Source organism: Mucilaginibacter sp. (assembly GCF_028288105.1).
Classification (GTDB): domain Bacteria; phylum Bacteroidota; class Bacteroidia; order Sphingobacteriales; family Sphingobacteriaceae; genus Mucilaginibacter.
The window spans coordinates 1-23,428 of the sequence record NZ_JAQBOI010000186.1 but is presented as its reverse complement, the minus strand read 5'-3'; the positions used below and the strand labels follow the sequence as shown (position 1 = coordinate 23,428).

21 protein-coding genes are annotated in these 23,428 nt (G+C 41.1%); 18 read left to right on the top strand and 3 right to left on the bottom strand.

Going from position 1 to position 23,428, the window contains the following annotated elements; translation table 11 throughout:
• The 16 genes from JWQ85_RS12970 to JWQ85_RS12895 form a co-directional block, all read left to right on the top strand.
• Positions 1-734, top strand: a 734-nt coding sequence (locus JWQ85_RS12970) for an SPFH domain-containing protein (RefSeq protein WP_299468592.1), incomplete at its 5' end; no start/stop codon positions are given.
• 2 nt (positions 735-736) lie between these two features.
• Entirely contained in the window at positions 737-1,264 is a 528-nt protein-coding gene (locus JWQ85_RS12965) for a hypothetical protein (RefSeq protein ID WP_299468590.1), read from the top strand.
• Between the two features lie 6 nt (positions 1,265-1,270).
• Positions 1,271-1,441 carry an Arc family DNA binding domain-containing protein gene (locus JWQ85_RS12960; protein ID WP_299468588.1) on the top strand — a complete coding sequence of 57 codons (171 nt, stop codon included), beginning with the start codon at positions 1,271-1,273 and terminating at the stop codon, positions 1,439-1,441.
• 109 nt (positions 1,442-1,550) lie between these two features.
• Positions 1,551-2,729, top strand: a complete 1,179-nt coding sequence (locus JWQ85_RS12955; protein ID WP_299468586.1) for an acetyl-CoA C-acyltransferase — start codon at positions 1,551-1,553, stop codon at positions 2,727-2,729.
• Positions 2,730-2,805: 76 nt separating this feature from the next.
• A complete protein-coding gene (locus tag JWQ85_RS12950; protein WP_299468584.1) occupies positions 2,806-3,726 on the top strand; it encodes a hypothetical protein in 921 nt (306 codons plus the stop codon).
• A 114-nt stretch (positions 3,727-3,840) separates the two neighbouring features.
• Positions 3,841-5,334, top strand: a complete 1,494-nt coding sequence (locus JWQ85_RS12945; protein WP_299468582.1) for an MFS transporter — start codon at positions 3,841-3,843, stop codon at positions 5,332-5,334.
• 117 nt (positions 5,335-5,451) lie between these two features.
• Positions 5,452-6,183 (top strand): polyprenol monophosphomannose synthase, encoded by a 732-nt coding sequence (locus tag JWQ85_RS12940; protein ID WP_299468580.1) that lies wholly within the window; start codon positions 5,452-5,454, stop codon positions 6,181-6,183.
• Between the two features lie 132 nt (positions 6,184-6,315).
• Positions 6,316-7,338: a Holliday junction branch migration DNA helicase RuvB gene (gene ruvB / locus JWQ85_RS12935; protein WP_256537553.1), complete on the top strand. Its 1,023-nt coding sequence runs from the start codon at positions 6,316-6,318 to the stop codon at positions 7,336-7,338.
• A 163-nt stretch (positions 7,339-7,501) separates the two neighbouring features.
• Entirely contained in the window at positions 7,502-8,098 is a 597-nt protein-coding gene (locus JWQ85_RS12930; RefSeq protein ID WP_299468578.1) for a sigma-70 family RNA polymerase sigma factor, read from the top strand.
• An 89-nt stretch (positions 8,099-8,187) separates the two neighbouring features.
• On the top strand, positions 8,188-9,381 hold the full coding sequence (locus JWQ85_RS12925) for a FecR family protein (RefSeq protein WP_299468576.1): 1,194 nt from the start codon (positions 8,188-8,190) through the stop codon (positions 9,379-9,381).
• A gap of 265 nt (positions 9,382-9,646) precedes the next feature.
• On the top strand, positions 9,647-13,063 hold the full coding sequence (locus JWQ85_RS12920) for a TonB-dependent receptor (RefSeq protein ID WP_299468574.1): 3,417 nt from the start codon (positions 9,647-9,649) through the stop codon (positions 13,061-13,063).
• A gap of 75 nt (positions 13,064-13,138) precedes the next feature.
• Positions 13,139-14,650: a RagB/SusD family nutrient uptake outer membrane protein gene (locus JWQ85_RS12915; RefSeq protein WP_299468572.1), complete on the top strand. Its 1,512-nt coding sequence runs from the start codon at positions 13,139-13,141 to the stop codon at positions 14,648-14,650.
• A gap of 176 nt (positions 14,651-14,826) precedes the next feature.
• Positions 14,827-17,109 (top strand): GH92 family glycosyl hydrolase, encoded by a 2,283-nt coding sequence (locus JWQ85_RS12910; RefSeq protein ID WP_299468570.1) that lies wholly within the window; start codon positions 14,827-14,829, stop codon positions 17,107-17,109.
• Positions 17,099-18,277 carry a Gfo/Idh/MocA family oxidoreductase gene (locus JWQ85_RS12905; RefSeq protein WP_299468568.1) on the top strand — a complete coding sequence of 393 codons (1,179 nt, stop codon included), beginning with the start codon at positions 17,099-17,101 and terminating at the stop codon, positions 18,275-18,277. The genes JWQ85_RS12910 and JWQ85_RS12905 overlap by 11 nt, the downstream gene beginning before the upstream one ends.
• Before the next feature lie 168 nt (positions 18,278-18,445).
• A complete protein-coding gene (locus JWQ85_RS12900; protein WP_299468566.1) occupies positions 18,446-19,357 on the top strand; it encodes a polysaccharide deacetylase family protein in 912 nt (303 codons plus the stop codon).
• 81 nt (positions 19,358-19,438) lie between these two features.
• Positions 19,439-19,912 (top strand): nuclear transport factor 2 family protein, encoded by a 474-nt coding sequence (locus JWQ85_RS12895; RefSeq protein WP_299468564.1) that lies wholly within the window; start codon positions 19,439-19,441, stop codon positions 19,910-19,912.
• A 34-nt stretch (positions 19,913-19,946) separates the two neighbouring features.
• On the opposite strand, the gene JWQ85_RS12890 is transcribed toward JWQ85_RS12895, so the two are convergent.
• Together JWQ85_RS12890 and JWQ85_RS12885 are read right to left on the bottom strand one after the other, a co-directional pair.
• Positions 19,947-20,180 carry a hypothetical protein gene (locus tag JWQ85_RS12890; RefSeq protein WP_299468562.1) on the bottom strand — a complete coding sequence of 78 codons (234 nt, stop codon included), beginning with the start codon at positions 20,178-20,180 and terminating at the stop codon, positions 19,947-19,949.
• 21 nt (positions 20,181-20,201) lie between these two features.
• Positions 20,202-20,573 carry an STAS/SEC14 domain-containing protein gene (locus JWQ85_RS12885; RefSeq protein WP_299468560.1) on the bottom strand — a complete coding sequence of 124 codons (372 nt, stop codon included), beginning with the start codon at positions 20,571-20,573 and terminating at the stop codon, positions 20,202-20,204.
• A gap of 139 nt (positions 20,574-20,712) precedes the next feature.
• Between JWQ85_RS12885 and queG the strand changes: the two genes are divergently transcribed.
• On the top strand, positions 20,713-21,648 hold the full coding sequence (gene queG, locus JWQ85_RS12880; protein ID WP_299468558.1) for a tRNA epoxyqueuosine(34) reductase QueG: 936 nt from the start codon (positions 20,713-20,715) through the stop codon (positions 21,646-21,648).
• Positions 21,649-21,744: 96 nt separating this feature from the next.
• On the opposite strand, the gene JWQ85_RS12875 is transcribed toward queG, so the two are convergent.
• Positions 21,745-22,764, bottom strand: coding sequence for a 3'-5' exonuclease (locus JWQ85_RS12875; protein ID WP_299468556.1), 1,020 nt, complete (start codon positions 22,762-22,764; stop codon positions 21,745-21,747).
• 119 nt (positions 22,765-22,883) lie between these two features.
• Here JWQ85_RS12875 and JWQ85_RS12870 point away from each other — a divergent pair.
• A partial coding sequence (locus tag JWQ85_RS12870; RefSeq protein ID WP_299468554.1) for a DUF3857 domain-containing protein occupies positions 22,884-23,428 on the top strand: 545 nt, incomplete at its 3' end.

Here is a 23,428-nt window from a genome sequence, read left to right as displayed (position 1 = left end):
GTGTAGTAAACTTTGTTTTTATTTTACCCGGCCTGACCATAGTAAACCCTAACGAATCTAAGGTGCTTACCTTGTTTGGTAAATACCAGGGCACTGTTAAACAAGATGGATTTTTTTGGGTGAATCCATTCACCGTTAAAAAGAAGATATCACTAAAAGCCTTTAATCTTAACGGGCAACAATTAAAGGTGAACGATAGCGTAGGTAACCCTATAGAAATTGCCGCGGTTATTGTATGGCAAATAAAAGACACCGCAAAGGCGGTTTTCGCAGTTGAAAACTACCTGCAATATGTAAATATACAAAGCGAAGCTGCTGTAAGGCACCTGGCTAATTCTTTCCCTTACGACCATATCGAGGATGAGAATGCCAGCATTACCCTGCGTGGCGGCTCGGAGCAGGTTGGGATACTTTTGGTACAGGAATTAAATGAACGCCTGGAACGTGCCGGCATTGAGGTTTTGGAAGCCCGTATCTCTCACCTGGCTTATGCGCCAGAGATTGCTCATGCCATGTTACAGCGCCAGCAGGCATCGGCCATAATATCTGCCCGCAGGCTTATTGTTGAAGGTGCAGTGGGTATGGTTGAAATGGCTTTACAAAAGATGGAAGAGAAGAATATTATTGAGCTGGATGAAGAACGCAAGGCAGCCATGGTAAGTAATCTGCTGGTTGTATTGTGTGGCGACAGAAGTGTAAGCCCAATTGTTAACACAGGCACTTTATATCATTAATAATGGACGATTATAGAAATATTGACCAGCTACGAACAAACGAATTAGCCGTTGTAAAAAAAGGCTTCTGGAAGCCGGAGTTTGAACTCACCGACGGCCAATTTGTTTATGCGAAGCTAAGATACCGGTCAAACTTTAAGCGTGATGCCATTATAGAAACGCCGCAGGTAACTTACACCATAAAACGTAAAGGCTGGTTTAACCGAACCATTTTGGTGAACAAAGGTGAAGATGAAACCATTGGCACACTTGTACCCGAAACATGGAAAAGAGATTTTAACCTTAAAATGGATAACGGTTTTGAGGCAACATACCTATATAAAAAGCTGTTCTCAAAATCGCTTAGTTTAACCAATAATACACAAGGTGATATTTTACAAGTAACCCAAAAAGCCTTTAATTTTAAGCAACCGTATACAGTTACTATAGACCAGGTTACGCAACAAGCCAATACACCTCCATTGCCCCTTCTGGCATTTATGGGATTGGTTATTATTATGCTGCGACAACAACAAGCTGCAACCCAATAATATAACATGGCAGAGAAAAAAGCATTTATATTAAGGATAAACCCCGATGTACTCAAGGAAATAGAAGTTTGGGGTGCCGATGAATTTCGCAGTACAAACGGGCAAATAGAGTATTTGCTGCAGGAGGCTTTAAAGGCGAGGAAGAAAAGCGCGCGTAAAAAAAAGGCTTCTGAATAATTGTATCTCAATATAAAATACTATGCATGCATAATATTTTATGATTCTATCGTTATCTATAATAAGAAATCCTAAATTTGCCACACCATTATAAAAAGGCATTTTTCTTATGAAAGAAGTATATATAGTATCTGCCACACGCACACCTATTGGTAGTTTTGGCGGCAGCTTAGCATCGTTATCGGCAACGCAATTGGGCGCTATAGTTATCAAGTCGGCTATTGAAAAAGCCGGTTTGCAGCCATCTGATATACAGGAAGTATACATGGGCAATGTGCTATCGGCCAATTTGGGCCAGGCACCTGCAACACAGGCGGCTATATTTGCCGGCTTACCTTATTTACCCGCTACTACTGTAAACAAAGTATGTGCATCCGGTATGAAGGCTATTATGCTGGCAGCCCAAAGCATTGCCAATGGCGATAATGATATTATTTTGGCCGGTGGTATGGAAAGCATGAGCAATGTACCTTATTACCTTGATAAAGCCCGAAATGGCTATCGCTTAGGCAATGGGCAAATTATAGATGGCCTTGTAAAAGATGGCCTTTGGGATGTATATAACGATTACCATATGGGATCGGCGGCTGAACTTTGCGCGGTTGATTGCAATGTAACCCGCGAGGAACAAGATGCTTTTGCGATAGAATCATACAAACGCGCGCAACAATCACAGGCTGATGGTAAGTTTAAAGCAGAAATTACCCCTGTTGAGCTAAAAGATAAAAAAGGTGAGGTTACCTTATTTGCTGATGACGAAGAACCAAAAGCAGTAAAGTTTGATAAGATCCCTACCCTTAAGCCTGTATTTAAAAAAGAAGGTACAGTTACAGCCGCCAATGCGTCAACCCTTAATGATGGTGCCGCTGCATTGGTTTTAATGAGTAAAGAAAAAGCCGAAGCAATGGGCATTAAGCCACTGGCCCGGATAGTTTCTTTTGCCGATGCACAACAGGCACCTGAATATTTTACTACTGCCCCATCAAAAGCAATCCCACTGGCTTTACATAAAGCCGGTATATCATCAGATAATATTGATTTTTTTGAGATAAACGAGGCTTTTTCGGTAGTATCTGTTGCTAATAATAAATTATTAAACCTCGATCCTGCTAAAGTTAATGTTAACGGTGGCGCTGTTGCTATTGGTCATCCTCTGGGTGCATCGGGTGCACGTATTATTGTAACATTGATACACGTTTTACAGCAAAATGATGGTAAATTAGGTGCTGCAGGTATTTGTAACGGCGGTGGCGGTGCCAGCGCAATGGTTATTGAAAACTTGTTATAACATCAATATTTCTTTTTAATAATTTAGCAGCCGTTACTACGTTAGTATCTGCAATGTATTTATCATAAAATATTTGATGAAAGTTTTCTTTTTAGCCTTTTTCCTGTTACTCACTTTTACCACCTCCTTTGCGCAGCATTCTGACGAAAGCAAAAACCTGAAGGAGTTAGGTGTCTATCAGGATAGCCTGAAAGCTTTAGGCAAAAGGTTTATAAATGATCCGGATGATCTGGAGCGTAAAAATGCTAATTACAAGTTTATTAAATTATTGGTTGGTGCGCTAAAAGTACCCCACTCTTTTAACTATCCTTTTGATTCGGTAAAAAGTATAAGTATCATTAACTCGCCCGATAACCGCTTCCGTATATTGAGCTGGCATATCATGAACCAGGATGGTAGCTACCGTTTTTATGGCACTGTACAAATGAATACAGGCAGCAACTTGCTTATGTATCCGCTGGAAGATTATTCCCCGCTTTTAAAAAACCCCGAAGATTCAGTTACCGACAATCGTAAATGGTACGGGGCACAGTATTATAAAATAATTAGGGTGGCGGCGGCAAAACCATACTACGTTTTGTTGGGATGGAAAGGCAACACAATAAAATCTACCAAAAAGATAATTGAGGTGCTTTCTTTTGATAAAGATGATAAGCCAAACTTAGGTATGGCGGTATTTGATGGTAATGGAAAAAATCGTAAAAGGGTGATATTTGAATATACCAGGCAGGCGTCTATGTTGTTACGTTATGTGCCCGATCAAAATTTAATTGTATTTGACCACCTGGCCCCACCCGATCAAAAGCTAAAAGACAAGCCTGATACCTTTGGCCCCGACCTTACCTATGACGGATACAAGCTTAAAAATGGCAAATGGCAATACATAGAAAACCTGGATATGCGCAATATTCCCGAGGACAGGGATGCCGAATATGTTGACCCTAAAGCACAGGCAGTTATTGACAGAAGCGCTGTGCCTATCAAAAAAAAGAATTAAAACTGCATTATCTCTCACTAATCAAAACATTACAACCCTGTTTGTAATAATCTCGGTATAAAATTTCGGATCAATTTAATTATAGTATTTTAGACAAAAATAGTTCAGAAAAGTATGGCAGAAAACCTACAAGCTTCGGCTCCGGCAAAACCAAAATCCAGATTTCCAAGGGCAGTCCCGTATATTATCGGGAACGAAGCCGCAGAGCGCTTTAGCTTTTATGGAATGCGCTCCGTGCTCACACTATTTTTAGTGAACCAATTTTTTAACCCTGCGGATAACCCGGCCTTAACCGACCAGGCTAATGCACATGCCAATAAGCTGCATCACCTGTTTGTGATGGTAGCGTACGCGCTGCCATTTGTAGGTGGCATGATTGCCGATTGGTTTACCGGCAAATACAAGCTTATCCTGTATGTATCGATAATTTACTGCATAGGGCATTTAATGCTGGCTACGTTCGATGGTGGCCTCACCGGTTTCGAATTAGGTTTACTGGTGGTTGCAATTGGCGCCGGCGGTATCAAATCGTGCGTATCGGCTAACGTTGGCGATCAGTTTGATGCCAGCAACCAGGACCTGCTTTCGAAAGTTTACGGCTGGTTTTATTTCAGTATCAATGCCGGCTCCATGATCTCAACTGTTGCCATTCCATGGACTTATGAGCACTTTGGGCCTAAATGGGCGTTCGGTATCCCTGGGCTGCTGATGGCGCTGGCTACCATCATATTTTTTTCGGGCCGCAAAAAATATGTAAAGGTCCCTCCGCAGGGTGTAAACCGTAATAACCTGGTGTTTATAACCTGGTATGCATTAACGCATTTAAGCCAGCGCAAACCGGGGCAATCCATGCTTGATGTTGCCAAAGGGCCTTATGACCCCGAACGCGTTGAAGGCGTTAAAGCAGTATACCGGGTTATGGCAGTATTCTTTTTCGCACTGGCATTTTGGGCCGTTTGGGACCAGTGTTTATCTGAGTGGACACTTTACGCCGAAAAAATGGACCGTGTAATTAACCTTGGTTTTACCAAATTCACAATATATCCCGGTCAACTGTCAACTTTCAACACCGTATTCCTGCTCCTGTTTATCCCATTTTTTAACTATATAGTATATCCATGGCTCGATAAAAAGGGGCTAAAAACAACACCACTGCGCAGGCTGGGAACGGGCCTTGTGTTAACAGCTTTATCATTTGTGGTAATAGGCGTTATACATACCAGCCTTGATCATGGCGGTTCGCCATCTATCTGGTGGCAGGTGTTGGCATTTATGATACTTTCGGCAGCCGAAGTACTGGTATCTATCACCGGATTAGAGTATGCTTACACACATTCGCCAAAATCAATGAAGAGTACCATGACGGGGATCTGGTTCCTGGTGGTATCATTCGGAAATCTAATCACAGCTATGGTTAACGGTGCAATAGAAGATGGTGGCTGGTGGGCCACAAATTTAAAGGGCGCTAATTACGAATGGTTTTTTGTAGCATTTATATGCGTGTTTATAATTGCATTTTTAATTATTTCTCCGCGCCTGAAAGAACGGAATTATATTACCGACCCTGTTAGTATTAACCAGGTAGCTTCTGAAACCGAACGCCTGTAAACAAAATATTACTTTTAAAAAACAGGAAAGCACACCACTTTCCTGTTTTTTATTTTAATGCCGTATAAAATTAAATTATTTTAGCGGCGTTCTTTACAAAACCAAATCTGCAGCTACGTGCCCGATAGTATTGTCATCATTCCAACTTATAACGAGAAAGAGAATATCGAACGGATGATCCGCAAGGTGTTTACCCTTCCTCATGATTTCCATGTCCTTATTATTGATGATGGATCGCCCGATGGTACAGCAAACATTGTAAAACAATTACAACAAGAGTACTACGGAAAACTTTTTTTAGAAGAACGATCTGGTAAGCAAGGCTTAGGCACCGCATATATTCACGGTTTTAAGTGGTCAATTGCACATCATTACGATTTCATTTTTGAGATGGATGCCGATTTTTCTCACAATCCCGATGACCTGCTTAGACTAAGGCAGGCTTGTATAGATGGTGCAGATGCAGCTATTGGATCGCGCTATATTAAAGGCGTAAACGTCGTTAACTGGCCAATGAGCCGTGTTTTAATGAGTTTCTTCGCATCGGTATATGTACGTTTTATAACAGGGATTGATGTGCAGGATGCTACCGCCGGCTTTATGTGCTATAAGCGAAAAGTACTGGAAACGCTAAATCTTGATAAGATAAAATTTGTAGGTTATGCCTTTCAGATAGAGATGAAATATACTTCTATTAAACATGGTTTTATTGTAACCGAAGTACCCATCATATTTACAGATCGCACTGCAGGCACATCTAAAATGTCATCAGGTATATTTAAGGAAGCCTTTTTCGGTGTTATCCAGATGAAGATCAACAGTGTTTTTAGAAAATACCCCGAAGGGTGATACAAAGTTCGAAAGTCCGTTAAGACGCCAAGTCCAAAAGATGCTTCATCGAGCGATAAGTGTTTTTTTATCTTTCGGACTTTCTGACATCTGACTTTCCGACTCACAAAAAAATTACTAATTTCGTTGGCAATGAATGAAAATCTTGATCCGGATAGCGAACGCCTCTCTCCTGCCGAACGTGATATAGAAAAAGTTTTACGTCCGCAGGTATTTGAAGATTTTACCGGTCAGCATAAAATACTGGCTAACCTGCGCATATTTGTACAGGCTGCTCGCCAGCGTGGCGAAGCGCTTGATCACGTGTTGTTGCACGGCCCTCCCGGATTAGGCAAAACTACCCTATCGCACATTATAGCTAACGAAATGGGGGTGGGTATCAAGATAACATCGGGCCCTGTGCTGGACAAACCCGGTGATTTAGCCGGCCTGCTTACCGGTCTTGAGACCGGCGATATTTTATTCATTGATGAGATACATCGTTTAAGTCCGCTGGTAGAAGAGTATTTGTATTCGGCTATGGAAGATTTTAAGATAGATATTATGCTGGAGAGCGGCCCAAACGCCCGCTCGGTACAAATCTCGCTTAATCCCTTTACCCTTGTAGGTGCTACCACACGCTCTGGTTTACTAACCGCCCCGCTACGGGCAAGGTTTGGCATTAACAGCCGTTTAGAATACTACGATGCTAAGCTACTAACTACTATTGTGCTACGGTCTGCAACCATTTTACGCACACCAATAAATGACGAAGGCGCTTATGAAATTGCCCGTCGTAGCCGTGGTACCCCACGTATAGCCAATGCCTTGCTACGCCGTACCCGGGATTTTGCCCAAATAAAAGGCGACGGTAATATTGATACAGCTATTGCCAAATATGCACTTAACGCCCTCAATGTTGATGAGCATGGCTTAGATGAAATGGATAACAAGATCTTATCTACCATTATTGACAAGTTTAAAGGTGGCCCTGTGGGTTTAAAAACCATTGCCACCGCTGTAGGCGAAGAAGAAGGTACAATTGAAGAAGTGTATGAACCATTTTTAATACAGGAAGGCTTTTTAATGCGTACAGCCCGTGGCCGTGAAGCTACCGAAAGCGCTTATAAGCATCTGGGCAAGATAAAAATGGGCGGTAATCCATCCTTATTCTAATAGTAAATAACCGCCTTACACTTTTCAATACTGTTAATTATTTAACGATTAGGCAATTACAATGTGTCTAATTTACGCATTGTGATACTTTTTTAACATTAAAACATTATTTGGTTGCAACTGTAGTAAATTTTTTATTATTTGCCTATACCAATAACTACCTATGGTTGACCAGGTATTACCATGTGAGAAAGAGTTACTTTTAAGGGTGGCCTGTGGGGATGAACACTCATTTAGCGAATTGTTCAATACCCATCACCAGCTTTTGGGTGCACATATTTACCGCATAACCGACTCGGTTGAGCTGGCCGAGGAGGTGGTACAAGATGTATTTTTAAAAATATGGATGAGCCGGGAAACATTAACCGCTGTACAAAATTTCAGGGCTTATTTATTTGTTATCTCAAAAAACCACGCGCTAAACTGCCTGCGTAAATTGGCTAAAGAGCGAATCCATCAAAAAACCCTTGAAGAAAATGCTACGGCAATGGCGCCTGAAGACACCTCGAGTTTAGATACTTATTATAGCTTATTAGATCAGGCGATTGACCACCTGCCACCACAGCAGCAAAAAGTTTATTTGTTAAGCCGCCACAATCGCTTAAAGTACGATGAGATAGCCCACCAAATGGGTCTCTCTCGCGAAACAGTAAAGAAATATTTACAAGGCGCTACCCACTCAATAACCAGTTTTGTGCAGTCGAATATTGATATTTCGGTTATGATTATAATAGTATCTATACTTTTTAAAAAAAGTTAGGAACCAATACCCCCTTTTTATATCCTTTTGGTGTCATCTAATTAAAAGCTCCCGGCTTTTTACACTACCAATTATTGAACAAATATTTAATGAAGATATCCAGCTTAAGGTTAAGGTACCTTTTTGATCGTTATTATAACAAAACAGCTACTCCGCAAGAGCACGATGAGCTATTTGCTATAATTAACGCCGGCGCGGGCAATGAGGAACTTTCCCTGCTTATACGCCAGGCGTGGGATGACCTTAAACCGGATGCCCCCCTATTCAATTCTGATAAAACCAGTACCATACTCAAAAACATATTAGGTACTGATACATTGGGCACAAATTCAAAAACTCACAACAATATATTTCTCTGGGCTAAAATTGCTTCTGCTGCTATTATTTTGTTCTTTGTTAGTTTTGGCCTCCACTTGTACTTCCAACCTAAAAAGGTTGCACAAAACCAGGTAGTAAAAGCAAAACGCGCGTTACATGATGCCCTACCAGGTGGCAACAAAGCTGTGCTTACTTTGGCTAACGGCAAAACAATTATACTTGACAATGCCCAAAATGGCACACTTGCCCAACAAGGTAATACAATCATTAAAAAAGCGGCAGACGGCCAATTAATATACAATGTTTCCGCCCTGGCTAATGCTAACTCTGCTCCTTCTATTAATAGCATTGCAACGCCTCGTGGGGGGCAATACCAGGTTATTTTGCCCGATGGAACAAAGGTTTGGCTAAATTCTGCCTCATCATTAAAGTTTCCTACCCGTTTCACTGGCGTATCAAGGCAAGTTGAAATTACCGGCGAAGCTTATTTTGAGGTAACCAAAAAACCGGCTATGCCATTTAGGGTTAAAACCAATCGTGCTGAAATTGAAGTTTTAGGTACCCATTTTAACGTAATGGCCTACGATGATGAAAGTATTATGAAAACGACCCTGCTGGAAGGCGCGGTAAACATAAAAAACGGAACATTTAGCACCAGGCTTAAACCCGGCCAACAGGCACAAATAAATACAACCGGACAAAGCAAAGTGGTTAGCGATGTTGATTTAGAAGATGAGGTAGCCTGGAAGAACGGAATTTTTCAGTTCAGGGATGCAGAGATAGATGTGATATTACGCCAGGCTGCACGTTGGTACGATGTAGATGTTTCTTACAAAAGCAAGATACCTGCAAAGGAATTTACCGGCCGTATATCGCGCAATGTTAAAGCATCAGAGTTATTAAATATGTTGAAATACGCAGGTATTAACCTGGGAATCGAAGGAAAAAACATTATTGTATTTTAATACATCGTTAAATAAGCCAAAAAACAACACCAATATATAATCAATTATTCACCCTACAAAAACTACTATGATGAAAGAAATACACCCAGCAAGCTAAGCTTAATGAACGGGCCAGCCTATACTATTGCCAAGCAAATGGTATAAAATCAGCGTATAAAAAAACCGGGAAGTGTTTCGACCCACTTTCCCGGCCAAATGCCTGGGCCCCATAATCATTGCAATCGACGAATTGAAACTTAATGTTTAACCCAAACACAACAAACTTATGAATTTTAATTCTAAGGCTGTGCCTTTGGCATGGTCTAAACTATCCAAAATAATATTGGTTATGAAACTCACTGCTATTTTAATAATTGCAGCTCTTACCAATGTGAGCGCCAAAACATTCAGTCAAACTGTATCGTTGCGCCAAAAGAACGCTTCTGTAGAGAAAGTTTTACGCCTGATAGAGAAGCAAACCGGCTATCATTTCATGTATGATAAGCAAGATGTATCAAAAGCCAGCGGTATAACTATAGATGTAGACAAGGTTACCATTGACCAGGCGCTTAATGAAGCATTTAAAGATCAGCCACTTACTTACAAAATTTTCCAGGAGACAATTGTGGTAAAAAAGAAGGACGCTGATAATAACCCTGTTGAAATTAAAGCGATTGACATTCAGGGAACAGTAACAGATGCCAAAGGCCCGCTACCCGGCGTAAACGTAAAACTAAAGGGTACTAACACCGGCACCAGTACCGATGCCAACGGTAAATACAAATTAACTGTACCTGATGGCAGCGGCACATTGGTATTTAGCTTTATTGGTTATAACAGCCAGGAAGTAGCTATAAACAACCGCCAAAACATTGATGTGGTGATGGTTGAACAGGCGAAAGACTTGAATGAGGTTGTGGTAATTGGTTACGGTACAGCAAGAAAATCTGACCTTACCGGAGCTGTAACCACAGTTAAGGCCGAGCAGTTATTAGATAAACCCGTTCCAAACTTATCGCAGGCCTTACAAGGCAAGGTTGCCGGTGTTGATGTAAGTGTTAACAGCAATGCACCTGGTGCAGCAGCAAAGGTACGTATAAGGGGTATTGGTTCTATCAATTCAAACCTTGATCCACTATATGTTGTTGATGGTGTTGTTGGAGTTGACCCTAATTCTATCAACCCCAATGATGTTGCTTCACTTGAGGTTTTGAAAGATGCATCATCAACAGCCATATATGGGGTGCGTGGTGCTAACGGGGTAATTATGGTAACCACTAAACGCGGTAGAAAAGGCCCGGCCACTATTAGCTATGAGGCGAATGCCAATATAAGCGAGTTGTCCAGGCATTTACCAACACTTAACTCACAGCAATTTGTTGACATCTATAATCAATCATTTGCTAACGGAGCAAAGTTTGATCCAACGGGAACGGTACAAACTCCGCCCAAGGCGTTAAACCATGCTAATTTCCCTTTGTTGTTTGATACCAATGACAAACCTCTTTATAACACCAACTGGGAAAAAGAAACTTATAAACCAGCTTTTTCACAAAGCCATCAATTAAATATTCAGGGTGGTAGTGAAAAATCTGTTTATAGTTTATCATTAGGTTATTTAAACCAAAATGGTTTAACTCCAACATCAAATTTTAAACGCTACTCCATTAAAATGACGATGGATAACGATGTTAAGGATTGGTTAAAAATAGGTGGTAGCATTAATGTAATAGCCAGCAGGCAACGTTTGGTAACTGATGGTAATGGTAGTTTGAACGTACCACGTGCCGTAACTGAAGAGGTACCAATTGTTCCAATTAAATATCCAGATGGTGCCTGGGCAGGAAATTTTGATATAGCCGGACTTGAAGGAGCGCCAAATCCTATACAAATTGCCAACGAGCGCTATACCATTAATAATACCCAGCAAATGGTGGGTAACGTATACCTCCTGTTTAAAATCTCAAAAGAGTTGGAGTTTAAAACAGATCTGGGGTATGATCTGCGGAGCCAAAAAAATAACTTTTACTCGTCTCTTTCCTTGCAGCACTTATCTGCCGACCAGGGTGGTGTAGCTAATATCAATTCTAATACAAATTATTATTGGCAAAGTGAAAACTACCTGACCTGGAATAAAAAGATCAATGACCGTCAAAAATTGACTGCACTGTTAGGTATATCTTTTAGCCAAGACGTATATGAAAGGGTAAGAGCAGAAACACAAAATTTTATCGATGATTTTTACCAATATAATAATTTAGGTGCCGGTGCTGTTAAAAGTGCTTCTGAATCTGACAACCTACCCAATGGGCCAGGCGGGTATCAGCCGGGGACGTTAAATTCTTATTATGGTCGTATCAGCTATAATCTTGATGAAAAATATTTATTTACCGCAACCGGCCGTTATGATGGTTCATCAAGGTTTCCCGATAATAATAAGTACTCTTTTTTCCCATCGGCAGGTATTGCATGGCGTGTATCTCAGGAAGACTTCCTGAAAGACAGTAAAACCGTATCAAACTTAAAGGTAAGAACCAGTTATGGCATAACAGGTAATCAGGAAATTGGCCCCTATCGTTCACGCCCTCAGTTATCAACCAATCAAACCGCTTTAGGTGGTGCAGCAGCAATAACATTGTTGCCAGGATATTTGGGCAATCCCGATTTGAAATGGGAAAGAACCAAAATGTTTGATGCAGGTTTAGAATTAGGCTTATTTGGCGACAGGGTAAATTTCACTGCTGATTTTTATGTAAAAAACACCAGCGATATTTTATTGCAAACTCCTATTCCATGGACAGCCGGTTTTACAACCGCTAATGTTTATAAAAACGTTGGTTCCTTGAGAAACACGGGTATTGAGCTTAGTTTAAACACTGTAAATATCAAAACCGATAATTTTCAATGGTCAACAAGTTTATTATTTGCCGCCAATAAAAACGAGGTAACCAAATTAAATGACGGCAATGCCGATATATTCCCTGGTCCGAACTTTTTAGGGCAAAACTATGTAATACGTGTTGGCCAGCCAATAGGGTCATTTTATGGTATGACAAGGGTGGGTACCTACAGCGATTCGCCTGCTGATGTTGCTGAAGCTGCCACGCATGGTTTAAAAGCCGGCGACCGTAAATACATCTACAATCCAGATGGCAGCAACTATTATAGCATCATTGGTCAATCAACCCCAAAATGGACTGGCAATATTAACAGTTCCATGAAATACAAAAACTGGGACTTTTCGTTTGATATTCGTTTTGTACAAGGCGTAAATACTGCCGCTAACTTTAAACACTCAGCTGAAGATAGGCAAACCATTTCTAACAGTTTAGCTACTGTATTAAACGGATGGACACCAACCAATCAAAATACCATGATATCGCAGGTGCGTAATTATAAATATGCACAAGACTCGCATTTTGATACCTGGTGGGTTGAAGATGGTTCATTCATACGCGGCCAAAACTTTGTTTTAGGCTACAGCTTCCCATCACAAACGCTTAAGAATTTAGGCATGAGCCGTTTGCGCGTTTATACAAGTGTTCAAAACCTGTTTGTGATCACAAATTATACCGGTTATGACCCGGAGGTTGATACTTTTAATCAGTCCTATGGTAACAACTCGGCGCTTTCACAAAATATTGACTTCTTCGCTAACCCTCGTCCACGTATATGGAACCTTGGTGTGCAAGTAGGGTTTTAAACTTGTGATATGATTAAAACGCATAGCAAAACAGAAGTGAAGGATTTAACCATAATCATCTAAAATTGTATTAAAATGAAAACATTAAAAAATATATTAATAGTGGCGTGTTTATTACTTACATGCTCTTGCAAAAAATTCCTGGAAGAAAAACCCAAGGGCTTTTTAACGCCTGATGCTAATTTGTCAAGTGCAAAAGTGGCAAGGGCGTTAGCGAACGGATCATATCAAAATCTGTCGGGATTACTTACCGGTCAGCCCTCTTCATATGGTGGTAACACCTGGAATTTGATGGAGTTTATGACAGGTAAAGCAAGCAGCGACCTCGGGCAAACAGGATTTGTGAATTTTCAAACTCTGATTTACAATAACACTTCTTTTTACATGGATACCTGGTGGCAGCAAATGTACTTAGGTGTTGGTGCAACAAACCTGGCCATACAAAAAATACCAACCATTAATGCTGCCGGCTTAAGTGATGCTGATAAAACCAACATGATAGCCGAGGCACGTACCTTACGCGCTTTATATTATTTTTACCTGGTACGTATGTTTGGTGCGGTACCTAAAGTAACTGAACCGGCTAAAGATCTGAATTTACAAATTCCGCGTGTGCCGGCAAAACAAATTTATGACGAAATCATTATACCTGATTTGCTTGAGGCCGAAAAATCAACCCTGCCCTGGAAAGATGCTACAGGAAAAGTATCTATGGGTGCGGTAAAATCATTATTGGCGGATGTGTATTTAACTTACGCCGGAGCTGCCATTAATGGCGGTGACCAATATTATGCCGAGTCGGCTAAACGCTCGCTTGATGTAATTCAAAATGGAGGATACACCTTGTTCCCAGAGTATACTGATATGATTGTTCCGGCCAATAAAAACAGCCAGGAGTTTATTTTTCAAGTACAGTATGCGGCTGCTATCCCAATAACAAACCCGCTTACTGCTCTTACCATTCCTAACTATGCGGGCATATCTTCTTATTCTGATGAATATGGATCGGTTTATCCAACAGACCAATTTATAGCCTCGTTCCCGGCTGGTGATAAACGAGTTGCCGAAAAACAATTCTTTTATACCAGTTACCCAAATTTCAAAACTCCATCTCAAACGGTTACATTTAAAAATCATTACATCTATAAATGGTTTGATAAAAACGCGGTTCTGACTACCACAAAATCTGATTTAAACTTTACCATTTATCGTTTAGCTGATGTAATGTTAATGTATGCTGAAGCATCGAATAGGGCTGAAGGTGCACCAAATGCTAATGCAATTGAGTATGTTAGACAAATACGTGCAAGGGCTAATCTGGCACCTATCGGCGCTTTGTCACAGGATGCATTTGAAAAAGAAGTATGGCTGCAACGCTATTTTGAGCTTTGTTTCGAAAACAAAATGTGGTTTGATATGCTTCGCACCCGTAAGGTGCATAATGATGTTACCGGTAACTGGGACAATTTTGTAGGTCATAAAACAGTTTTTGGCGCTACATTTACTGAAAAACAATTGCTGTTCCCTTTACCAAAACAAGAAACCGATGTTAACCCTCAGTTGTTACCTAATAACCCCGGTTTTTAATAAAACAAGATAAACTGAGTTGAGTAGATAGTAAGGGATTATTTCCTTTACTATCCGCTATCACAGCTTAAACAAAACCTAGGTGGCAATAATTTTACAATATAAAAGACTGGCAATACCCGCCAGTCTTTTATATTTACAGCCGGTTTACATCTCTACTACTATTAACTTACATAATGAAAAAAAGACTCCTTCTTTTAAGTACGCTACTATTTTCGGCTGTAGCATTTGCGCAACAAGTTACGAAAGTAACCGATCCGGTTGAATGGATTAACCCATTAATGGGCACACAATCAAAATACGACCTGAGCAACGGTAACACCTACCCTGCCATTGCCTTGCCATGGGGCATGAACTTCTGGACCCCTCAAACTGGTAAAATGGGCGATGGCTGGCAATACACTTACGATTCCTACAAAATAAACGGCTTCAAGCAAACCCATCAGCCATCCCCATGGATGAACGATTATGGCCAATTTGCTATAATGCCCGTAACGGGGAAATTAAAGGTATCGCAAAATGGCCGTGCAAGCTGGTTTTCGCACAAGGCCGAGATAGCGAAACCCTATTACTATAGTGTTTACCTTGCCGACCATGATGTTACTACCGAGATAGCCCCTACCGAACGTAGCGCGCAGTTTAGGTTCACCTATCCAAAAACAGATAGCTCTTATATTGTTATAGATGCTTTTGACAGAGGATCGTATATTAAGATAATTCCCGGCGAAAAGAAGATAGTTGGTTATTCTACTAAATACGCCCGCGGCCCGTTAAAAAACTTTAAGAACTACTTTGTTATTTACGTAGATAAGCCTATCACCCTGGCACAGGTTTACAGTGATAGTACCTTAAATGACGGGCTGGAACTTTCTGCCAAACACGCAAGCGCTGTTATTGGTTTTAAAACCGCTAAAGGCGAAAAAGTAAACCTGCGTGTAGCTTCATCATTCATTAGTATTGAACAAGCCGAGATAAGCCTGAACAGAGAAATTGGTAAAGATAACTTCGATATCACTAAACAAAAGGCAAAAGCCGTTTGGAATAAAACGTTAAGCAAATTAGCCGTTGAAGGTGGCTCGGTAGAGCAGGTAAAAACATTTTACTCTTGCTTGTACCGCATGCTTTTCTTCCCCAACAAAATGTACGAGCTTGATGCTAAAAACCAACCCGTACACTACAGTGCGCAAAATGGCCAGATACTACCGGGTTATAAGTTTGCAGGCACAGGTTTTTGGGATACCTTCAGGGCGTTATATCCATTCCTTAACCTGGTATATCCATCTATAAACAAAGAGATGCAGGAAGGCCTGATAAACGATTACAAAGAAGGCGGCTGGTTACCCGAGTGGAGCAGCCCCGGTTATTCTGATGTAATGGTGGGTAACAATTCCGCATCTGTTGTGGCCGACGCTTATTTAAAAGGTGGCCGTGGTTATGATATCGGCACACTTTATCAGGCACTGTTGCATGGCGCTAACAACGATGGCCCTGCTGGTACCGGCCGCGATGGCGTTGAATATTATAAAACATTAGGATACGTGCCTTACGATGTAAAGATAAATGAGAATGCTGCACGCTCCTTAGAATATGCTTATGACGACTTTACCATTTACAAATTAGGTAAGGCATTGGGCAGACCGGCATCTGAAACCGAAATATATCGTAAACGCAGCATGAACTATAAAAACCTGTTCGACCCACAAACCGGTTTAATGCGCGGTAAGAATAAAGACGGGAAATTTGAGACCCCGTTTAATCCATTTAAATGGGGCGATGCCTTTACCGAGGGAAACAGCTGGCATTATACCTGGAGCGTTTTCCACGATGTACAAGGGCTTATTGACCTAATGGGTGGCAAGCAGAAATTCACTACCAAGTTAGATTCGGTATTTTCGCTTCCTCCTGTTTTTGACGATAGCTATTACGGCGAAGTGATACACGAGATACGCGAAATGCAGATAGCAGGCATGGGCCAGTATGCGCATGGTAACCAGCCCATTCAACATATGACCTACCTGTATAACTACGCAGGCGAGCCATGGAAAACCCAACTCCATGTACGCGATGTAATGAATAAAATGTACCACTCTGCACCCGATGGTTATTGTGGTGACGAGGATAACGGTCAAACATCTGCCTGGTATGTATTTTCGGCAATGGGTTTTTACCCGGTTTGCCCGGCTACAGACCAGTATGTACTAGGTGCGCCATTATTTAAAAAGATAACCCTTACCTTAGAGAATGGTAAAGTAGTTACAATAAATGCACCAAAAAACAGCGCCGAAAATAGGTATGTAACTACTTTAACAGTAGATGGCAAACCATATACCAATACCTGGTTAAGCCATAAAGCTTTGCAAAAGGGAGAAGTTATTAACTTTAATATGTCGGCAACGCCTAATAAGGCAAGAGGTACAAAAGCAACAGATGTGCCTTATTCACTATCAAATGAAAAATAATTTCACTATGAAAATTGTAAAGTTTTTAATATGCCTGATCATCGTATCAGGCATATCTAAGTCCGCTTTATTGGCTCAGGTAACCCCTGTAGCTAAACCTCCCGTACCAGCGCCGGTTGCTCCGGTTAATGTGACGCCAGCTACCCTGTTAAGCACGCAAAAACTGGCTATAGCTGGATTAGCGCATGATCATGTACACAACATTTTAGGTGATTACCGCGATGGAAAAGTAATTATAGTTGGTATAGCCGAAGCTGACAAACAACTAAGGGACAGATACCAAAAGCAGTACAATCTTCCAGATTCCATCTTGTTTGATGATCTTAAAAAGATGATCGCCGCGAAAAAACCAGAGGTAGTGCTGGGTTATAATCCGGTTGCCAAACATATTGATATTGTTGAAGTGTGCGCACCATTAGGTATATCTGTAATGGTTGAAAAACCCCTGGCAGCTACACTTGCACAAGCCAGCCGCATGGAGTTCCTGGCCTTAAAATATTACATTAAACTGCTTACCAATTACGAAACTACATGGTACCCATCCTACCAGCATGTATATGATGTGGCTGCTAAAGATAGCCTTGGGCAGATTAGGAAGATGGTAGTGCACGATGGGCACCAAGGGCCTAAAGAAATTGGTTGCAGCAAAGATTTTACCAACTGGCTTACCGACCCTGAATTAAACGGTGCCGGCGCCTTAAACGATTTTGGCTGCTATGGCGCTAACCTAATGACCTGGTTAATGAACGGACAGAAACCTATCGCGGTTACTGCTGTTGCCCGTCATTTTAAACGGCAAACCTACCCGAAGGTAGAGGACGATGCAAGTATTTTTGTGGAGTATCCAACTGCTACAGGTATCATAGAGGCATCGTGGAATTGGCCTTTTTCTATAAAAGATCTGGAGGTTTTTGGCGATGAAGGTTATATGCACGCATTAGATAAGGATAATGTTGTTACACGGATAAATAACAACCCGGCTGTTACACGTATAGCAGCCCCCTTAGCTGCTCCTGATGACAATCCGGTTTCGTACCTGCAACTGGTTACGCGAAACCGTCTTAAAGGCATTGCAGATAGGTCATCTTTAAAGTACAATATGATAGTGATGCAGATACTGGATGCCGCCAAAAGGTCAATCGCCGAAGGCAAGCGGATAGTATTATAACACATCAGCTACAATATTTATAAGCCCGCTAAACGCGGGCTTTGTTGTTTGCGGCCGGCAGCGTTGAATTTGAAGCTTAGCTATTAAAAATGAAATAATATTTATTAACAGTTAATATAACCCTGCATAATTGTATTATTTTAGCGGCAAATAAATCATCATCCGTATATGTTAAAGCGATTTTCGGCTTTGTTGCCACTTTGTATTTTGTGCCTGGTATCGTGCCAGTCTAAATCGTCATCATTAGATAAAGCCGAAGCTGATAAAAAGCAGGCAACTGAAGCAAGTACATCTTCGCCTGTGGCAAAACTGGCAACAGGCCCCATTAATAAGGCTGCAGTTATGGCCCGTAAACAAGTTCCTATAGTGTGTTACCACCAAATACGCGATTGGAAAGCGACCGATTCTAAAAACGCTAAAGATTACATTGTACAGGTAGCTGCTTTTAAAGAGCATATAAAGATGTTGGCCGACAGTGGTTACCACACCATCCTACCCGATCAGTTGTATAACTATCTTACAACCGGTGCACCGTTGCCTAAAAAGCCCATCATGCTTACGTTTGATGATACCGATCTTGACCAGTACACAATTGCTGCTCCGGAAATGAAGAAATACGGTTTTAAAGGCGTTTTCTTTGTGATGACTGTATCTATAGGCCGTCCGAACTATATGACCGCGGATATGATCAAAAAATTATCTGATGATGGTCATGTAATTTCCAGCCACACATGGGATCATCACCGTGTAGATAAATACTCTCATAATTCCAACTTGGTTATCAAGGGTTTAAATGGAAAAATAACCAATAGGCCGGTTGATGATTGGGTTACCCAAATTGATAAGCCAACCAAAAAACTGGAAGAAATTACCGGTAAAAAGATCCAATATTTCGCCTACCCTTTTGGTATCTGGAAAAAACCTGTTTTACCAGAATTGGATAAAAGAGGCTTTAAAATGGCATTCCAATTAGCAGATAAACGCGACCCGGATTACCCATTATTAACTGTACGCAGGATATTGGATAGCGGTTACTGGAGCACCAAAACATTTAGCAATAGCGTACGTAATAGCTTCTAAGCTGAACGCCTGTATTTTAAACCCTCTTTTGTTATTCAAAAGAGGGTTTCTTTTTGATATAATCTTAATTACTTTTAAACCATGACTATCACCCTTCGCCCTATCGTATTTGGTTTATTTGCAGCCATGTTGTTTACTGCATGCAACAACAAAGCAGAAACACCAGCCATTAGCCTAACAGAAGCATCCAAACAACTTATTGACGAGCATTTCCGCTATCTGAACGACCATGATTTGAAAAGCCTGATTGGCCAATACGCCGATAAAGCAAAAATCACTACTACAGATTGGGACGGTGAATCATTCGGCCCGCAGGGTGCCGACCAGATATTTCACCAGGTATTCTACGTATCACCGGATGCCAAATACCTTGTAGATAACGTGATTAATACCGATTCTACTGTTGTGGTTGAATACGATGTGGTTGGATTAAAAGAAAAAGCCGGCAGCCCGGTACGTTATGATATCCGTAACTGCAGTGTTTTCAAGATCAAAAACAACAGGATAACCGCCGAAGCAACTTATTCAAATTCGAGGTTGTATCATAACAGGTAAAAGAAAAAGCATCTTGGTGAAGATGCCCTTTCTTTTACAAATTCTCGCCCGCCGGCCCTTGCCCTTTGTTTGATGAGGTTTGATCTGTTGGGTTTTCCAACTCTTCATTATCATTTTCAGGTGTAACGGTTGGCACCTTTTTAGCAAGATCTTTATCGTCTACATCCTGTTTTAATGTATCGTTACCTACGTTGGCAACATTTCCTGTTATATCATGGTTCTGACCCTGGCCATTGGCCCTGTCAAATCCTTCGGGTTTATTTTCCATATGTATATTACTTAGATTGTTCTATTCTTCTTTTGCGGTTACCCATTTTATAGCTTCGTCCAATTCGCTAAGCGAAAAGCCCTTTGATTTACCGGGCACAAAAAACCTGAATGCATCTGTAAACCATTGAACCCCTTTTTGGTCAGTTACCACGGCAATTTTGTTCCACTTGGTAAAATTTTTCAAGCCCATTTTAATATCATCCCACCAGGCACCGGCTGTCCAGTTTTGCACCTCTGTTTCCAACACCAACAGGTAATTAATTTCTCCCTGTCGTGCTACCAGTTCATCAATACGAGGCATTAAAACGGTTTCCACGTCTTGTTTGGTCACCTCGCCTGTGGCATGTATACCTACTACATGAGGTTCCAGATCATTTATAAATTGTAGCATGTTATTTAGTTTATTATAATACTACCAAAAGCCATACCATTGTTTAAAAGGAAACTTATTTACCGTATATTTTAATTTATTTCACTACCGACTTGTACAGCCTTTAAATAAAAACATTGGTTTATAGTATCTTTGCCTAATGCAGCAAAATCTGTCGGCATATTCACAACTAATTAAAACCGAGGCCAAAAACCTGGGCTTTTTGTTTTGTGGCATAGCCAAAGCAGAATTTTTGGAAGAAGAAGCACCACGGCTAGAGGCTTGGCTAAACAAAGGCATGCATGGCGAAATGCGTTACATGGAAAACTACTTTGATAAACGCCTTGATCCGCGTTTGCTTGTAGGTGGTGCAAAATCTGTGATATCCTTAGGATTAAATTATTACACAGATACCATACAGCTTGATCCATCAGCTCCCAAAATATCAAAGTACTCCTATGGGTCTGATTATCACACAGTTATTAAAGAAAAGCTAAAACAACTACTGGAGATAATTAACCAAAAAATTGGCGAAGTTGGTGGCCGTGCATTTGTAGATTCGGCACCAGTACTGGATAAAGCCTGGGCAAAAAAAGCAGGTATGGGCTGGGTTGGCAAAAACACAAACCTTATCAACAAAAAAGCCGGTTCTTTTTTCTTTTTAGCAGAGCTGATAGTGGACATAGAACTGGAATATGATATTGCACCCACTGCCGACCATTGCGGCAGCTGTACCCGATGCATTGATGCCTGCCCAACAGACGCCATTGTTGGCCCCTATGTAGTTGATGGCAGCCGGTGTATATCATACCTCACTATTGAACTTAAGGATGAGATCCCCCAGGAGTTTAAAGGCAAAATGGATAACTGGATGTTTGGCTGTGACATTTGCCAGGATGTATGCCCCTGGAACCGTTTCTCAGTGATCCACAGTGAGCCAGCGTTTACACCACATCCGGAGCTTCAGGGATTAAATAAGCAGGATTGGGAGGATATTACCACCGATGTGTTTCAAAAGGTATTTAAAAACTCTGCAGTGAAGCGAACAAAGTTTGAAGGACTAACCCGGAATATCCAATTCCTGAAAGAAATATAAACAGCATGTCATTGCGAGGTACGAAGCAACGATGCTTAAAAAACAAAGAGGTCCGGCTCTAAAGAACCGGACCTCTTTATCTTATTTGTATTGGGGTTACCCCTTCTTAAACTTCATGGCCAATTGTGCCAGCATATCTTCATCCACAGGCTTTGCAGGCTCTTCCTTCTTTTTAAAAGGCTGGTTACTGTTTAACTGTGGCGTACTTTTAGGGCTGTTATTTTGAAAGGCAGGCCTTGGTGCTTCTGTTTTGTCTGTATTCGCTGGTGCTGCGGGCTGCGCAGGTCTGGCTTGTTGGCGCTCGGCAACTTTTTTGGCGTTCCAGCGCTTGTATATTTCTTCCAGCTTACGTTTGGTGTATAAAGGAAAATCGCCCTGCATCATCCATGAATAATAGCTTGGCTCTACGTTTAATACGTCCTCTACTCTTTTACCTTTGTGTTTACCAAAGTTTATCAGCTCTTCGCCTTGTTCATTGTAAACCATGCGGCCCGCAAAATCAACCGGGCGGCTCAGGTTAGTAAACCTATGTAAAGCTTCTACATCGCCCACAACCGGGATGCTTTTGTTGCCCTTTTTATCTTCCCATTCCATGTTTTCGTAACGCTCTATCTGCGCCAGTAAAACTTCCATGGTAGCACGGGTATCAGCCTCGGCCGAGTGTGCGTTAATTATGCTTTTATCACAATAAAACTGGTAAGCAGCTTTTAAAGTGCGCTGTTCCATTTGGTGGAAAATGTTTTGCACGTCTACAAAATGGCGGTTATCCAGATCGAATTGTATGCCCGCACGTAGAAACTCTTCCATCAGCATAGGGATATCAAATTTGTTGGAGTTATATCCCGCAAGGTCGCTTTCATGTATAAAATCGGCTATGTCCTGCCCAAGTTCCTGGAAACGTTTTTCATCCTTTATATGCTCATCATATATGCCGTGTACTAATGACGATTCCAGCGGAATAGGTATACCCGGGTGCACACGCCAGGTTTTAACTTCCTCGCTGCCATCGGGGTTAAGTTTTATAACAGATATCTCTACTATGCGGTCGGCGCCAATATTGGTACCGGTAGTTTCAAGGTCGAAAAAGGCAAGAGGCCGCTTTAATTGTAATTTCATTTTTGCTTATCAGTATTACAAAGGTCGGAAAACTCTCAAAATTATCGGCACACTATTTTATGTATAGAATGTCGGGATTATTTTATATTTTCATAGGTATTGATTATACCCTAAACCACATGTATAAATTTCTATTTAACCTACTGGTATTCACTTCTTTTACAATACTGGCACAGGCCCAAAACTTCCCATACGGCAAATTCACCGTTGAAGAAATGCATCAGAAAAATTATAAGAACGATACATCGGCCCATGCTTTTGTGCTGGAAGAATTTGGTTCTACACGGATAGACGTTGGCAGTGATGATGCTATTAAAACCTCCTTTAAATATCACGTGCGGATTAAAATTTTAGACAGCAAAGGTTTTGATAAAGGAACGGTTAAGATCCCCTTCTATGATAGCGAAGACACGCATGATGAAGTTACCGATATAAAAGCCACAACAACCTACATGGAAAATGACGGATCCATTAAAACAGCTGAGCTTGACCGGTCCAAAATTTTCACGACAACCGAAAACAAATATTGGAAACAGGTAAAGTTTGCCATGCCCAATCTGCGCAATGGTTGCATTATTGAATATACTTACACTAAAATTATACCGGGTTTTTGGAGATTTCCATCATGGGAATTTCAGGATGATATCCCTAAAGCCTACTCAGA

Excerpts from the sequence above, each read along its gene's own strand:
- JWQ85_RS12900 (WP_299468566.1), top strand. The coding sequence starts at position 18,446 with ATGTTAAAGCGATTTTCGGCTTTGTTGCCACTTTGTATTTTGTGCCTG.
- JWQ85_RS12945 (WP_299468582.1), top strand. The coding sequence starts at position 3,841 with ATGGCAGAAAACCTACAAGCTTCGGCTCCGGCAAAACCAAAATCCAGA.
- JWQ85_RS12905 (WP_299468568.1), top strand. The coding sequence starts at position 17,099 with ATGAAAAATAATTTCACTATGAAAATTGTAAAGTTTTTAATATGCCTG.
- JWQ85_RS12895 (WP_299468564.1), top strand. The coding sequence starts at position 19,439 with ATGACTATCACCCTTCGCCCTATCGTATTTGGTTTATTTGCAGCCATG.
- queG (WP_299468558.1), top strand. The coding sequence starts at position 20,713 with ATGCAGCAAAATCTGTCGGCATATTCACAACTAATTAAAACCGAGGCC.
- JWQ85_RS12910 (WP_299468570.1), top strand. The coding sequence starts at position 14,827 with ATGAAAAAAAGACTCCTTCTTTTAAGTACGCTACTATTTTCGGCTGTA.
- JWQ85_RS12950 (WP_299468584.1), top strand. The coding sequence starts at position 2,806 with ATGAAAGTTTTCTTTTTAGCCTTTTTCCTGTTACTCACTTTTACCACC.
- JWQ85_RS12965 (WP_299468590.1), top strand. The coding sequence starts at position 737 with ATGGACGATTATAGAAATATTGACCAGCTACGAACAAACGAATTAGCC.
- JWQ85_RS12890 (WP_299468562.1), bottom strand. The coding sequence starts at position 20,180 with ATGGAAAATAAACCCGAAGGATTTGACAGGGCCAATGGCCAGGGTCAG.
- ruvB (WP_256537553.1), top strand. The coding sequence starts at position 6,316 with ATGAATGAAAATCTTGATCCGGATAGCGAACGCCTCTCTCCTGCCGAA.
- JWQ85_RS12885 (WP_299468560.1), bottom strand. The coding sequence starts at position 20,573 with ATGCTACAATTTATAAATGATCTGGAACCTCATGTAGTAGGTATACAT.
- JWQ85_RS12960 (WP_299468588.1), top strand. The coding sequence starts at position 1,271 with ATGGCAGAGAAAAAAGCATTTATATTAAGGATAAACCCCGATGTACTC.
- JWQ85_RS12920 (WP_299468574.1), top strand. The coding sequence starts at position 9,647 with ATGAATTTTAATTCTAAGGCTGTGCCTTTGGCATGGTCTAAACTATCC.
- JWQ85_RS12875 (WP_299468556.1), bottom strand. The coding sequence starts at position 22,764 with ATGAAATTACAATTAAAGCGGCCTCTTGCCTTTTTCGACCTTGAAACT.
- JWQ85_RS12955 (WP_299468586.1), top strand. The coding sequence starts at position 1,551 with ATGAAAGAAGTATATATAGTATCTGCCACACGCACACCTATTGGTAGT.
- JWQ85_RS12915 (WP_299468572.1), top strand. The coding sequence starts at position 13,139 with ATGAAAACATTAAAAAATATATTAATAGTGGCGTGTTTATTACTTACA.
- JWQ85_RS12930 (WP_299468578.1), top strand. The coding sequence starts at position 7,502 with ATGGTTGACCAGGTATTACCATGTGAGAAAGAGTTACTTTTAAGGGTG.
- JWQ85_RS12925 (WP_299468576.1), top strand. The coding sequence starts at position 8,188 with ATGAAGATATCCAGCTTAAGGTTAAGGTACCTTTTTGATCGTTATTAT.